This is a genomic window from Enterococcus sp. AZ167 (assembly GCF_051714025.1).
GTDB lineage: Bacteria > Bacillota > Bacilli > Lactobacillales > Enterococcaceae > Enterococcus_D > Enterococcus_D casseliflavus.
This window is the reverse complement of sequence record NZ_JBIORB010000002.1, coordinates 443,014-455,039: the sequence shown is the minus strand read 5'-3', so window position 1 is coordinate 455,039 and position 12,026 is coordinate 443,014. Positions and strand designations below refer to the sequence as shown.

The 12,026-nt window shown below is 40.1% G+C and carries 15 protein-coding genes; 2 read left to right on the top strand and 13 right to left on the bottom strand.

Annotated features, from left to right (window positions below):
• The first annotated feature begins 180 nt into the window (after positions 1–180).
• Positions 181–516: an antibiotic biosynthesis monooxygenase family protein gene (locus IGJ05_RS13860; protein ID WP_438725301.1), complete on the top strand. Its 336-nt coding sequence runs from the start codon at positions 181–183 to the stop codon at positions 514–516.
• 74 nt (positions 517–590) lie between these two features.
• Here IGJ05_RS13860 and IGJ05_RS13855 read toward each other — a convergent pair whose 3' ends face one another.
• The 12 genes from IGJ05_RS13855 to IGJ05_RS13800 form a co-directional block, all read right to left on the bottom strand.
• Entirely contained in the window at positions 591–1,364 is a 774-nt protein-coding gene (locus tag IGJ05_RS13855) for a hypothetical protein (RefSeq protein ID WP_438725299.1), read from the bottom strand.
• Positions 1,365–1,522: 158 nt separating this feature from the next.
• On the bottom strand, positions 1,523–1,750 hold the full coding sequence (locus IGJ05_RS13850) for a hypothetical protein (RefSeq protein ID WP_438725298.1): 228 nt from the start codon (positions 1,748–1,750) through the stop codon (positions 1,523–1,525).
• Between the two features lie 178 nt (positions 1,751–1,928).
• Positions 1,929–2,390, bottom strand: a complete 462-nt coding sequence (locus IGJ05_RS13845) for a GAF domain-containing protein (RefSeq protein WP_015510123.1) — start codon at positions 2,388–2,390, stop codon at positions 1,929–1,931.
• Between the two features lie 179 nt (positions 2,391–2,569).
• On the bottom strand, positions 2,570–3,217 hold the full coding sequence (locus IGJ05_RS13840; protein WP_438725297.1) for an NAD(P)H-binding protein: 648 nt from the start codon (positions 3,215–3,217) through the stop codon (positions 2,570–2,572).
• 137 nt (positions 3,218–3,354) lie between these two features.
• On the bottom strand, positions 3,355–3,780 hold the full coding sequence (locus IGJ05_RS13835) for an Rrf2 family transcriptional regulator (protein ID WP_010749722.1): 426 nt from the start codon (positions 3,778–3,780) through the stop codon (positions 3,355–3,357).
• Between the two features lie 192 nt (positions 3,781–3,972).
• Entirely contained in the window at positions 3,973–4,377 is a 405-nt protein-coding gene (locus tag IGJ05_RS13830; RefSeq protein WP_195960891.1) for a VOC family protein, read from the bottom strand.
• A gap of 236 nt (positions 4,378–4,613) precedes the next feature.
• Entirely contained in the window at positions 4,614–4,964 is a 351-nt protein-coding gene (locus IGJ05_RS13825; RefSeq protein ID WP_015510125.1) for a PTS glucitol/sorbitol transporter subunit IIA, read from the bottom strand.
• A gap of 147 nt (positions 4,965–5,111) precedes the next feature.
• Positions 5,112–6,056 carry a sugar-binding transcriptional regulator gene (locus IGJ05_RS13820; RefSeq protein WP_325845691.1) on the bottom strand — a complete coding sequence of 315 codons (945 nt, stop codon included), beginning with the start codon at positions 6,054–6,056 and terminating at the stop codon, positions 5,112–5,114.
• Between the two features lie 236 nt (positions 6,057–6,292).
• Positions 6,293–7,318, bottom strand: a complete 1,026-nt coding sequence (gene srlE / locus IGJ05_RS13815; protein ID WP_438725295.1) for a PTS glucitol/sorbitol transporter subunit IIB — start codon at positions 7,316–7,318, stop codon at positions 6,293–6,295.
• 34 nt (positions 7,319–7,352) lie between these two features.
• Complete coding sequence (srlA, locus tag IGJ05_RS13810) at positions 7,353–7,892, bottom strand: PTS glucitol/sorbitol transporter subunit IIC (RefSeq protein ID WP_005237225.1); 540 nt, start codon at positions 7,890–7,892, stop codon at positions 7,353–7,355.
• Positions 7,893–7,910: 18 nt separating this feature from the next.
• Positions 7,911–8,294 carry a transcriptional regulator GutM gene (locus IGJ05_RS13805; RefSeq protein ID WP_284591032.1) on the bottom strand — a complete coding sequence of 128 codons (384 nt, stop codon included), beginning with the start codon at positions 8,292–8,294 and terminating at the stop codon, positions 7,911–7,913.
• Positions 8,295–8,449: 155 nt separating this feature from the next.
• Positions 8,450–9,694, bottom strand: a complete 1,245-nt coding sequence (locus tag IGJ05_RS13800) for an NAD(P)H-dependent oxidoreductase (protein WP_284591031.1) — start codon at positions 9,692–9,694, stop codon at positions 8,450–8,452.
• A gap of 591 nt (positions 9,695–10,285) precedes the next feature.
• Here IGJ05_RS13800 and IGJ05_RS13795 point away from each other — a divergent pair.
• Entirely contained in the window at positions 10,286–11,338 is a 1,053-nt protein-coding gene (locus IGJ05_RS13795) for a zinc-binding dehydrogenase (protein WP_438725292.1), read from the top strand.
• A gap of 229 nt (positions 11,339–11,567) precedes the next feature.
• On the opposite strand, the gene rplS is transcribed toward IGJ05_RS13795, so the two are convergent.
• A complete protein-coding gene (gene rplS, locus IGJ05_RS13790) occupies positions 11,568–11,915 on the bottom strand; it encodes a 50S ribosomal protein L19 (protein WP_002357176.1) in 348 nt (115 codons plus the stop codon).
• Positions 11,916–12,026: the final 111 nt, after the last annotated feature.

The following is a 12,026-nucleotide window of genomic DNA, read 5'->3' as shown; positions in this document are numbered from 1 at the left end:
TCTTCGGAGTCTTCAGTACGTATATTAATTATACGTACTTTTTTCATTTGTTCAAGGCTTTTGAAAGATTTAATCAAAAAGTGAAAATCGATAAAAACGTACAAATCCCTTACGCTAATTGACAATGATTCTCAATTAGCGCTATACTAAATGAAATCACTCACAGCAAGGAGGAATTTCATGTATATCCGTACCGTCGCATTTGAAGTAATTCCTGAAGGTAAAGAACGATTTCTAGCTAAAATGAAAAAAGATACCGCCTCAATGAAAACATTCGCTGGCTGTCACTCTGCTGAAGCTTGGTTTTCAGAATCAAAAGACCACCTCATTTTCCAGCTGGTGTCAAAATGGACTGAGAAAAAAGCATTTCAAGCTTGGTTAAAACGCCCCGAACATCTGCAAAAGCACCGAGAGACGTATCGAGCAGAAAAGGAAGGAACTGCAAAACCGAGCCTTGTTTTGTCCAAAACAGGTCAAGAATTTGTCTTGATCGATGAAGAGCCTACTCCTAGTTAAACGATACGAGCGATCCACCAAAGCTGATTCCGTTCGCTTTGGTGGATCGCTTTCTTGTTCAGTATCTCTCTTTTCTATTCCACCGTTCGCTCGTTCAGGGTTCTTCCTTGCTGATCTTTTAATTGAAGCCAGCCATTGGTCCCCCCATAGTAAAGAAACATGCCGACCTCATTGACACTTTTTAATACGACGTCTTCAATCGTTCGTCCCTCTTTGATCGCTGATTGATTCTCTTGCCGTATCTTTTCTGCTAATCGAGCTGAAAAGCCCACCGAGCCGTCTTTGTTCAAAGGAACCTCTTGACGCAAGGTAGCGCCTTTTTCAATTCGAACCTCGTTGCGTTTCTGCCAATAGACCGTTGCTGTACTTCCTTGATAATCCACCATAAAGGGTTCATCTTGTAATTCTTTTGACCATTTATGACGAGGCTTGCCCCCTTTTTTCACCGCTTTCGTTTCCTTTTTGCTGGTGGATACATACCCCAGAAAATCGATCAAGCAATCAAATGGTTCCGCACAAACAGCGACCCCTTGTTGCAGTTCCTGTGGAATCACGATAGGTGCGTTGGAAGCATTGGACAAATGATATTTCTCTTGATAATAGGCTGCTAAGTATGGCGCCATGATCTCCCAAGGTGGTGTAAGGATCATTAAGCGATCATATTCTTGCTTGTCATCAAATGTATTCTCATCTGCTACTGATAGTAATTGGCCTTCTTTTATGGCTAAGAGGACGGTATTGTCTTTTGTTTCAATAAGTTTTCCTTTAACAATTTGCAGTTGCCCTGCTTCCTTTGGCAATTCAAAAAGCATCTGTTTGTCATCAATGACCGTTTTTTCTAATTCCATTTCGCTCCCTGCTTTCTGCTAGTTTCTCGCCCATTATAGCATGTATTTTACTACGCAGCGGTGTCCAAGAATCAAAAAAAGAGGCTGCTTCCAAGAAACAGCCCCTTTGTTAAGGGAATTGGTTTACGTGCATGGCTTCGCTTGATTGGGATTAACCCTTAGCTAGAAAAGCATTCAACCAATGCTGGTTGATAGATCTCGTTGTATTTTGCCACAACTCGTCCACAACGTTCTTCAAGCTCGTCATGATCGGTCTCTTCATAACAGATCACATGCAAAACGGCACAACGTTCCATTTTTCTGACCACTTCTCCGATAACGCGGCTTTCTAAGCCAACTGGTTTACATTCATATGCTTTACCTAATACAATTGTTTCTGCTTCCATAATGCGCTCCTTACTACTCGTTTCTCTAATTGTATTATCATCTTATCATCTAATTCTAATAAAATAAAGCGATATGCATGTCTATTTAAAAAAAAAATGAAAAAAGTGCCCATTATTCAATGAACACTTGCTTTGTAAACGTTATATTGTTTTTTGCTAATTATTAAGAAATGACGATTTATTTACGACTCGCTACTAGGATCGCCGCAAATTCTTCAAGATATTTCTGATCGATCTCATCATAGCTGTTCGTTTTGCCACTATCGATATCCAACACACCAATCAATTGATCATCAGCTATCATAGGAACAACGATTTCAGACATAGCTGCCGAGTCACAAGAGATATAGTTCTCATGTTCTTTGACATTCGGGACGATCAATGTCGTTTGTTTTGCCGCTGACTCTCCACAAACCCCTTTGCCCATAGTGATTCTGGTGCAAGATACTCTTCCTTGGAACGGGCCTAAGATCAGTTCGCCTTCTTCAAACAAATAGTAGCCGGCAAACACCGTATCTTCCAATGTTTCATTTAATAAAGCAGAAGAGTTTGCTAGATTAGCGATCCAATTACTCTCTGCTTCTAATAATCCTTTTAATTGCAGAAGCATCAATTCATACGCTTCGATTTTTTTATTCATTTTCTCACCTCTGTCCTTGATTATAAGCAAAGACAGAGGATTTGTCTTGTCTAAATTACTGAGTATGGGAAACAATAATGTGAAAAAAGAACTGTTGCCTAAAAAAGCCTATCCATCCACTCGTACCAATAGTCAACGCTACTCATAGCATTTCCTTCTCAGTCGTCTTTGAAAACTTACTAGGCATCAATCACAGTAAAGCGAGTGTTTTCATGTTGTACTATTTCGATCTCATCGATAATTGCCTTAGCTAACGTACCGCTAGATGTCACCGATTGCTTTTGTTCGTTGAATAGTAAGTGATCTTTCCCTAAAATCGCTGGTTTAGCTGGTCCTTCTTGAAAGACATTCCCAGGAGAAATCCCCACCCAAGGGACATTTTTGACTGTTTCTAAAAAGAGATATTCGTCTAGCTGATTTTCTGGAATCGCAATCCAACTTTCGCTTCCTGGTGCTTTTTTCAACTCAGAGAGATTGCGTTCCCCCGCTTCATTGAATAAACTGCCGGCTCCTAAGATGAAGAACAAACGAGTGTTTTTTTCTCGAAACAGGTGCACTAATTTTGCTGCCAGATCCACATGCAAGTAAGCTTTGTCAGGACTTGTCGCAAACGCGTCAACAAGCACATCAAAGTCACTGAGCTCTTCTTCTGTGAGGGAAAAAGCATCCTTTGTAAGTGTTTTGACCGTCTCACCAAGTTGTTCTTTGGCCTTCGCTTCATTTCTCACGATAGCAGTCACTTCGTGTCCTCTCTGTACTGCTTCTTGATAAATTGCTGAACCTGCATTCCCTGTTGCGCCAATAATACCGATTTTCATAATGATCATCCTTCCTACTTTTGTTTTTTTCAAAATCAGTTGTTACTAATTAAGTTACAACTAGAGTATAAAAGAAACTTTCTTCCCTGTCAAGAATTTGCCTAGCAGGTGAAAGTTCTTTTTTTACAGCCTATTATGTGACACTTTTAATGATTGGCTTCTACTTGAATGCCGTCAATGATGGATTGTAGCGAGATAGCACTCATTTCCTGCTCAATTTTCTTTTGCAGCACATCGTAAGTTTCCTCTAATACCGTTTGGATATTCCCCCCAATCAAGCAATTGGGATTGGTCTTTTTGTCCGCATGTAAAAGATGCTGATCTTTTTCAACACTCGCATAGATGTCCAACAAAGAAATCTCATTTGGTTCCTTCGTTAGTTTAGGGTTTGGTTTTCCTCTTTGGCTTTCGATCAATCCGGCAATACGCAGATCACTCATAATCCGGCGAACATAAGCAGGATTCGTTTCAACACTCTGGGCGATCCGATCACTTGATAGATCAGTTCCTTTAAAGAGGTGGATGTAAGCGAGGATGTGAATGGCGTCGCTGTATTTCGTTGAATATTTCACTTCGTCTCCACTCCTTTTTCTTGTATCATACCTCTTTTTTCAGATTTAGACAAAGGGTACTGACCAATCTTACAAAACTCGAGGATCCCATCAAGAAAAAGCAGCCCTCAAAAAGTTAGCACAAAAGCCTAACTTCTTGAGGGAACTGCCTACTGAACCATTTTTTTCCTTTTTATTTAAACGAGCACTTTGCTAATAGCCCTTCATCCAAGCAGACTCAATCTGATTGCCGTCAGGATCAACGATTTCATAACCGACCATCATGTCCTCTGGAATCCCCATATCAACTTGGAACGACTGTCCACCATTTTCTTCAGCAGTTTTTGCAAAATTTTTTGCTTCTTCTGGTGTGTCAAAACTAAACGCGATCAATGCGCCACTCGTCTTCTTTGTATCTGCAATACTTCTACCATTTAGAAATTGTTGGTAAAACGCATGTTCTAACAGCATTAACCAAATCGATTCACTCCAAACCATTCCACTGCTGGTCTCGTTTGAGAACTCTTCATTTTTTACAAACCCCAGCGCTTCATAAAAGGATGTTGCACGTTTGATATCAGTGACAGGCAAGTTAATAAACACCATTTTGTTCGCCATTTTCTTGCTCCCTTTCTTTGGTAAGCTGCACTGCTGAATCCGTTCTCATTATAGCATTGGTCGATTGAATAAGAGAAACAATTGGCTTCTAGCGAATAAATGACTGATTTATTCTTTTCAAATCATTTTTGTGAAAAAACCTTTACTAAGATCGATAGCAATCACTCCTAATATAGGTCATTGTGGCTATGGCTGATTCATTCCAACTAAATCTCCGATCCTTGAGGAAGCAATATTTAGAAAGTGATTGCTTGTCCAACGTGTAAATCAGGCCACTCATTTGGCGAGACGATAATCGCTCCTGGAAGAACTTCATTTTCTCCCTCACGGAAATAGATGGAGATATGCCCCAATTCAGTGAAATTCGCATTTGCTGCCGATCCAACTTCTTGGATCTCATATTCTTTTTCTCCAATACGAAATTTCCCACCAACTTGAATCACATCTTCTGTTGGATCCTCATGCGTATGGATGACCGAAATCGCTCTCAATTCTGGTGTTGCTTTTGGTCCAAAAAGGATCAATAAACTTTCTTCTTTAAATGCTTCCACTAATTCTCCGATTTCTGTGACTGTCGTTTTGTACATCGAACATCCTCCTAGAATTCTTTTCAATTAAATAAATAACGCTTACAATTGGACTGTAAGAAACAGTGCTCTTGAAAGACTACCTGCTTCTATTTTGTTTATTGGTTCTGATCGTTGCAACGCTTTGTGAGCCCTAATAACTTACACTTACGCTTCATGCAACAATTCATTTGCAACTTCATCTGTTGTAACAAGGACATTGATCAGCTGATGCTCTAGTGCAATTTTTATCGGTAAAACTTTTTTTGCTCCATAAGCAATCCCGATGACCGTGGGTATTTTTTTAATATCTTTTAAGTTCACACCGATCACACTCTTATTCAACTGACAATCAACTTCATTCCCTGTTTCATCGAAAAATCGAGAATTTATGTCTCCCTTGATTCCTTTTTCTTTAAGGCTTTTCATATCGGAATCATCAATATAACCGATTTCTGCCATTGTACTTTCCTCGAAAGGACTTGCTACCCCGACTAAAGCAATGTCGACTTCACGTGCTTCTGCTATGACACTACGAATGGTTGAGTTTTCGGTCAAGTCCTTTTTAATTTGTGGGTTTGAAACTAACGCTGGAGCATACAAATACTTCGCTCGTCCTCGCATTTTTCTTGCCAGATCATACGATAATTGGTTGGAGTGGATATCTACATGATCATCCCCCATCCCACCAATCAAGGGGTATACGGTGATCTCAGATTGATTGGCAAAAGGATAGTTATCAACTAAATTGCGGAGGGATTTCCCCCAAGACATCCCGATTTTAGCAGCTTTTTTTGATACCTTTTGTAGATACAAAGCACCTTGTCGTCCGACCATTTTGTCCACTTCATGATTTGCCAGATCCATCGTATCCACGACAACTGCACTTTTCAACTGGTATTTTTGTTCCAATTTTCGCTCTAGTGTTGCTGAATAAACACTTTTGCTATTAATAAAAATCTCTACTAAGCCAGCTTCCTTCGCATCAATTAAATTTTTAGAAACCAAAGAACGAGAAACACCAATGATTTTCGCAATCTCCGCTTGGGTTTTTCCTTCTTCATAGTACATCGATGCAATTTTAACTAGCTCTTTTTCATCTGTGCGATCCATCACGCATCTCTCCCTAAACCCTTTTATTAAAATATACCACACCTATTGTCAAATGACACAGCCAATTCGCGATTTTCTAGAAATATGTTGGCCGATGTCTGCGGATGGATGTTGTTTTCTCCCACGATTTCTTGGAAGAACTAGGCAATGCTCTTCCACAAACGTTTTGCTTCTGTTGCAAATGAGTAGAATTTTTTTTCATTTAGAAAAGTATGATTTCCTCTGCTTTTTTCTCATTAGTACATCCCGATGCTAAAGACCCAAGCAATCAATACTGCAAGCACACCTGTAATGACCCGGCTATACAAGATCGCTGGGACTCCGACTTGCACGGTTTCAGGTTTTGCTTCGCCAAGGGATAGACCAACCGGAATGAAATCACAACCTGCTTGAGCATTGATAGCAAAAAGCGCCGGTAACGCATAAGCAACTGGAATGGTGCCTAAGCCAATTTGTGTTCCGATCAATACACCAACGACTTGCGCAATCACACCACCAGGTCCTAAAATGGGCGATAGAAAAGGCATACTACAAATAAAAGCAATCAAAAGCATACCAATGATCGAAGCAGAAAATGGTGCTAAAGCTTGTGCTAGGAGATCACCTACTCCTGTATAATTGATAAATCCGATCAGCATGCTGATAAAGGCCATGAAAGGAATAATGTTTTTCAATAGCATATCAACTGCATCGCGTCCTGCTTGGTAAAAAATGCCCATCACTTTGCCTATCCCTCGAGAGAACTTCACGAGAATGCTCTCTTTTTTGGCATTTTGTGCTTGGTGCTGTGCTTTTGCTTGGGCATACTTTTCTTCAAATGACTCTGGGGCATCTGTAGTTTCAGTATCCGCCTGTTTCTCTAGCGTTTTTTCTTCTACAAGCACTGCCCCTTTATTTTCACATAGCTCGATATCCTCTGGCGTGACACCAGAAACGAAAACATCTTCTGTAATGAACTTAGCTAAAGGGCCAGAAGGCGAAGATGGCAAAACATCAACTGTTGGGATTTTCTTCATTGGATAAACCCCGATACGTGCTGTTCCACCACAATCGATGACTGCTGCCATGATTTCTTCTTCTGGGATCGCATTTGAGAAACCGTCGACGACTTCAGCCCCACTCAGTTCGCCCATCTTTTTCGCAACAGGATGAATTCCTCCTCCAGTCACAGAGATAATCTTGATTTTTTTCCCTTCAGACTGAATTTCTAATCCTTTTCCCCAGCCGTTGCTGCCTTTTTTTACAAAAATCTTTCTGTACATCGCTTTTCCTCCCATATACTCGATTCAACACACTTTAAATCGTTTCAGTTTTTGTGGCAGATTCTCGCTTCATTAAAAATTTTGTGATTTTCTCCGTAATCACACCTCTAACGAAAACCACGACAATCCCACATAAGAAATAACGAACGGCTAAACTTCCTTGATCATACCCTGCCTTCATGACCCCGTTAGCGATCCCCAAGTATACAAAAAGTTCGCCGGCATTCGCATAAGGAAATAAACCTGTTACAGGATGTAAAAATGAAACTACAGCATCATAAAATGCCGGTTTTTCTTCTTCTTCAACGAATTTACCAAACGTATATGCCATTGGATTCGTTAATAAAAGGACCGATAAAATCGGCATGACTGTGTACCTTAATACAAGATGTTTCGCACTGGCACGAATTGCTTTATTGACTCGCTTCTCTCCAATAATAGCGATCAAAGAATAGGTAAATGTTAGTAAAACGATCAATAGCGGTATAATACCAGTCATAAAACTCATAAATTGTTCTCCACCGGCTTCAAACAAACCAATAAAGTTTTTACCAAACCATTCAATATATTTCATTATTCATTCCTCCTAAAATCAAGTAATCGGTTTCATTTTTTTGTCTAAAAAGGACAAAATCACTTTTTGGTGCAAACACGATTTTTTCGCTTGCCATTCCTTCAATAACTCTTGAGAGGGTTGTTCACCAACTAATGCCTCACAAGATGTAAAACGAGAAAAAATCGTCAAGCCAGAATACGTATACGCCTCAATGATCCTTCCCTGTGTATTTGTTACTACGACTAATACCACCGATGAATACCAATTTTTGGCCACTTCTGTATTTAATTGATACCCACTTTTATTTTTATAGCGTTGGATTAATTGTTTCACAAAGCGCTGATAATACCGAATTTGAAACAAACTAAATATTCCTTGTAAAACGACGATAAGTGTTCCTAGCACCACAATTCCTTGCATAAATAACCTCTCCTTTAACTACCACGATTTTTGTAAGTATGTGATATTGATATCTTTTTAGTGTAATTGATTCCTATGTTCGATACAAGCTAACGGTTATTTTATTCCTACTTACCTTATCTGGATCAGTGGTTAAAGGAGAAGCTAACTACTGTTTAATCAAATGTTTCGTCTTGTAATTTGCGTAATTTATATACAGTCGTTGATTCATCTAATTCAACATCATCCACCGTTAAAAAGGCGCCATCTTTGATCGGACGCTTGGCAACTGCGCCAGCAATCAAACCAATCGGAATGTGACTATTTCTTTTCATGTCTTCATGGGTCTCAAGGACACCTCTTACGCAAAAGCCGCCGATTCCATCGATTCGCTCACCCGCTTGGATGGCTTTTTTCGTCACACAAACAGTTTCTGAAACAGGTGCTCCCATAGGTACGATTGCTGTATCTTGCTCTAGTACAGCTCTTGCAATCGTAATTGGTGTTTCTAATGAGCATAGATGAAACGGCCGATAGAGAAGATGATGATCACGCTCGCCTTTTTTCATCAGGTAATCTAATTCATGACTAACGCCTTCGTTTTGCCCTTTCACTATACAAAAGATACCCGGGGCAATTCCGTCAACATATTCCACCACACCAAATTTATTTAATATCCCACCGTTTTCTTTGGTCGTCAGTTGTTCGAGCGTACCATCTAAATCAGCACTGATGCCATGCATGCCAACAACATCAGGGACAAACCCCATTGCATTAGAGAGCAAGTTCATTTCCCCCATCGTCTTTGTTCCATCTTGAAATGACGCTAGAATTTTCGGGCTCATTTTTTGGGCTTTGGCTTTTGCAGCTGCCGTATCTGGATTGGCATGGACCATCAATTGATTATTTTTTCCTTTACCAGCGACTAACACTTCCATCCCCATACTTTTAGCAAATTCATACATCTGCATCGTAGCCGCTGGCTCATCACCATCTGATCCAGTATAAATCAAGTCGGTTGCTCCATATAGCTTATTCATCAGCGGTCCGATCGTAATATCGATTTCAACATTCAAAAGTACAAGATGCTTTTTCGCCATTAGTGATTCAAGAGAAATTTGTGCACCTGCCTCGGGGACACCGGTTGCGTCAACGATTATCTCTACTTTATCGGAATGAATAATATCTTTAAAATCTTGGCTGATCAAAATGTCGATCTTCTCATGGGCTGTCGCATTGTAAGCAGCAGCTGCACGATTGGCAGCTTCTAAATTGATATCGCTTATCCCACTGACGATCATTCCAGGAATCGTTGAAATTTGTGAAATCATACCAAAGCCCATTTGTCCTGCCCCAATCACACCTACCTTGATTGGGTTTCCTTCTTTTTCACGATGTAACAACTTTGTATAAAGCGTCATTGCTTCTTCCTCCTTTTTGTCAAACGACAAGATGTTTGTCATTTGCTATTACATCTGTATTTTGCCATCTCTTTTGTCATATGTCAACACCATTATCAAATGACATAATAATAGACGTCTCATTTTCCTTTTTCTTCCTGTCTATTTGCTATCCTTTCTTTATTCAGTCATTCGTTCTTTTCATCCGTAGAATTGACCGAATCGACCATAATTACTTTTATAGTCATAAAAATTTTCAAAAAAGAACTAAATAAATCACCTAAGAATCTGAGCTATAAAAAGCTAGGTTCTCCTCTCAAGAAAAAAGAAGGACTCGAAAATCGTTTATCATTTTCGAGTCCTCCTTTTTTTTGTTCAAATTTCATGGTTCAAGTGCCCTTTAGAGTTATCCATGCTGATTCACTGATGGTTCAATTGAAGTAACGACAAAAAAGAAGAAATTCTTTCTTAACCTCTGCCATAAATCAGGATGTAACGAATTTGTTGATATAAATTTTTAGAGAACGTCATTTCTTGATGTGTCTTTTTCTTGACCTAAAGTTAACTTCAGCATTTATACTAACAATACTAACTTAAGAAAGAAGGATTTATATGAGAGCAGCAATTTTTGAAAAAGCAGGATTAGTTAAAGTGGAGGAAGTAAAAAAGCCAACTTTGCAAGCAGCCGATGATGTTATTATTAAAGTTGTCCGAGCATGTGTTTGCGGTTCTGATCTTTGGTCGTATGCCCATGGCGATAGTAAAGAACCTCATTCAGTTAATGATGGTCATGAGGCATTAGGCATCGTTGAAGAAATCGGTCCAGACATTACGACTGTGAAACCTGGAGATTTTGTCATCGTCCCCTTCACCCATGGTTGTGGTGAATGTGATGCTTGCCGTGCCGGCTTTGATGGCACATGCGACCGTCATCAAGGTACAACGAATTGGTCTAACGGTTTCCAATCTGAGTATATCAACTTCCATTACGGCAACTGGGCCCTTGTAAAAGTTCCAGGTCAGCCAGCTGATTATACGGAAGGTATGATCAAGTCTCTTTTAACTTTGGCAGATGTTATGCCCACAGGATATCATGCGGCACGTTGTGCACATGTAGAAAAAGGGGATAAAGTCGTCGTGATTGGCGATGGTGCCGTAGGACAATGTGCTGTCATCGCGGCAAAAATGCGTGGGGCTTCCCAAATTATTTTAATGAGCCGTCATAAAGATCGACAAGAAATGGCTCTTCAATCAGGTGCTACAGCTGTTGTGGCTGAGCGTGGTGAAGAGGGAATCGCGAAGGTACGCGAGATCCTTGGCGGAGGCGCGGAAGCCGCTCTTGAATGTGTTGGTACAGAAGCTGCCATTACACAAGCCCTTGGTGTATTGCATAATGGTGGTCGTGTAGGTTATGTCGGCGTCCCTCACTATGATGATCGACCAATCGGTTCCACTTTTGCTCAAAACATTTCCATTGCAGGAGGATCTGCATCGGTCACAACATATGATAAGGAAATCCTGTTAAAAGCGGTGCTTGATGGTACTATCAATCCAGGCCGCGTTTTCACCCAAACCTATGATTTAGATGATATCAACCAAGCCTATGCCGATATGCAGGAACGAAAAACGATCAAATCTATGGTTGTTGTTTCAAGGGATGAATAGACAAAGCTAATTAAAAAACGCTCGTCCGAACAATGGACAGCCTCTCGATAGACAAAGTACTATAACCAGTACTTTGTCTTTTTATCTATGAAGAAAGAAAACACTGTAACAGCCTCCCCTTTTTCCACAATTAATCAATTCTAGAACTTTAAAATGATAGAACATAACGCCAAACAAAAGAAAAAAGCCCTTGAAATCAAGGGCTTTTGCTTCATCTGATAATAAATGATTAACGACGAATTTCTTTGATACGAGCTGCTTTTCCGTGTAATGCACGCAAGTAGTACAATTTTGCACGACGTACTTTACCGTAACGAACAACTTCGATTTGTGCAACACGTGGTGTGTGCAATGGGAAGGTACGTTCAACACCTACACCGTTTGATACTTTACGAACTGTATAAGTTTCGCTGATACCAGCACCGCGGCGTTTGATGACAACACCTTCAAATAACTGGATACGTTCGCGAGTTCCTTCGACAACTTTCGCGTGAACGCGAACAGTGTCCCCAGGACGGAAAGCTGGGATGTCAGTACGTAATTGTTCTTGAGTTAGTTCTTGAATCAATGGATTCATGTTTATCATTCTCCTTATTCCCAAACATTCTTAAAGCATGAAAGCTCCAGCGGAACATCGTAATAGTTGAGTTTACACTCACTGAAATATCTTACCACAGTCGACCATAGG

What these genes read in the sequence shown, in the direction of transcription:
- IGJ05_RS13860 (WP_438725301.1), top strand. Translation starts at nt 181, where the DNA reads ATGTATATCCGTACCGTCGCATTTGAAGTAATTCCTGAAGGTAAAGAA.
- IGJ05_RS13855 (WP_438725299.1), bottom strand. Translation starts at nt 1,364, where the DNA reads ATGGAATTAGAAAAAACGGTCATTGATGACAAACAGATGCTTTTTGAA.
- IGJ05_RS13850 (WP_438725298.1), bottom strand. Translation starts at nt 1,750, where the DNA reads ATGGAAGCAGAAACAATTGTATTAGGTAAAGCATATGAATGTAAACCA.
- IGJ05_RS13845 (WP_015510123.1), bottom strand. Translation starts at nt 2,390, where the DNA reads ATGAATAAAAAAATCGAAGCGTATGAATTGATGCTTCTGCAATTAAAA.
- IGJ05_RS13840 (WP_438725297.1), bottom strand. Translation starts at nt 3,217, where the DNA reads ATGATCATTATGAAAATCGGTATTATTGGCGCAACAGGGAATGCAGGT.
- IGJ05_RS13830 (WP_195960891.1), bottom strand. Translation starts at nt 4,377, where the DNA reads ATGGCGAACAAAATGGTGTTTATTAACTTGCCTGTCACTGATATCAAA.
- IGJ05_RS13825 (WP_015510125.1), bottom strand. Translation starts at nt 4,964, where the DNA reads ATGTACAAAACGACAGTCACAGAAATCGGAGAATTAGTGGAAGCATTT.
- IGJ05_RS13820 (WP_325845691.1), bottom strand. Translation starts at nt 6,056, where the DNA reads ATGGATCGCACAGATGAAAAAGAGCTAGTTAAAATTGCATCGATGTAC.
- srlE (WP_438725295.1), bottom strand. Translation starts at nt 7,318, where the DNA reads ATGTACAGAAAGATTTTTGTAAAAAAAGGCAGCAACGGCTGGGGAAAA.
- srlA (WP_005237225.1), bottom strand. Translation starts at nt 7,892, where the DNA reads ATGAAATATATTGAATGGTTTGGTAAAAACTTTATTGGTTTGTTTGAA.
- IGJ05_RS13805 (WP_284591032.1), bottom strand. Translation starts at nt 8,294, where the DNA reads ATGCAAGGAATTGTGGTGCTAGGAACACTTATCGTCGTTTTACAAGGA.
- IGJ05_RS13800 (WP_284591031.1), bottom strand. Translation starts at nt 9,694, where the DNA reads ATGACGCTTTATACAAAGTTGTTACATCGTGAAAAAGAAGGAAACCCA.
- IGJ05_RS13795 (WP_438725292.1), top strand. Translation starts at nt 10,286, where the DNA reads ATGAGAGCAGCAATTTTTGAAAAAGCAGGATTAGTTAAAGTGGAGGAA.
- rplS (WP_002357176.1), bottom strand. Translation starts at nt 11,915, where the DNA reads ATGAATCCATTGATTCAAGAACTAACTCAAGAACAATTACGTACTGAC.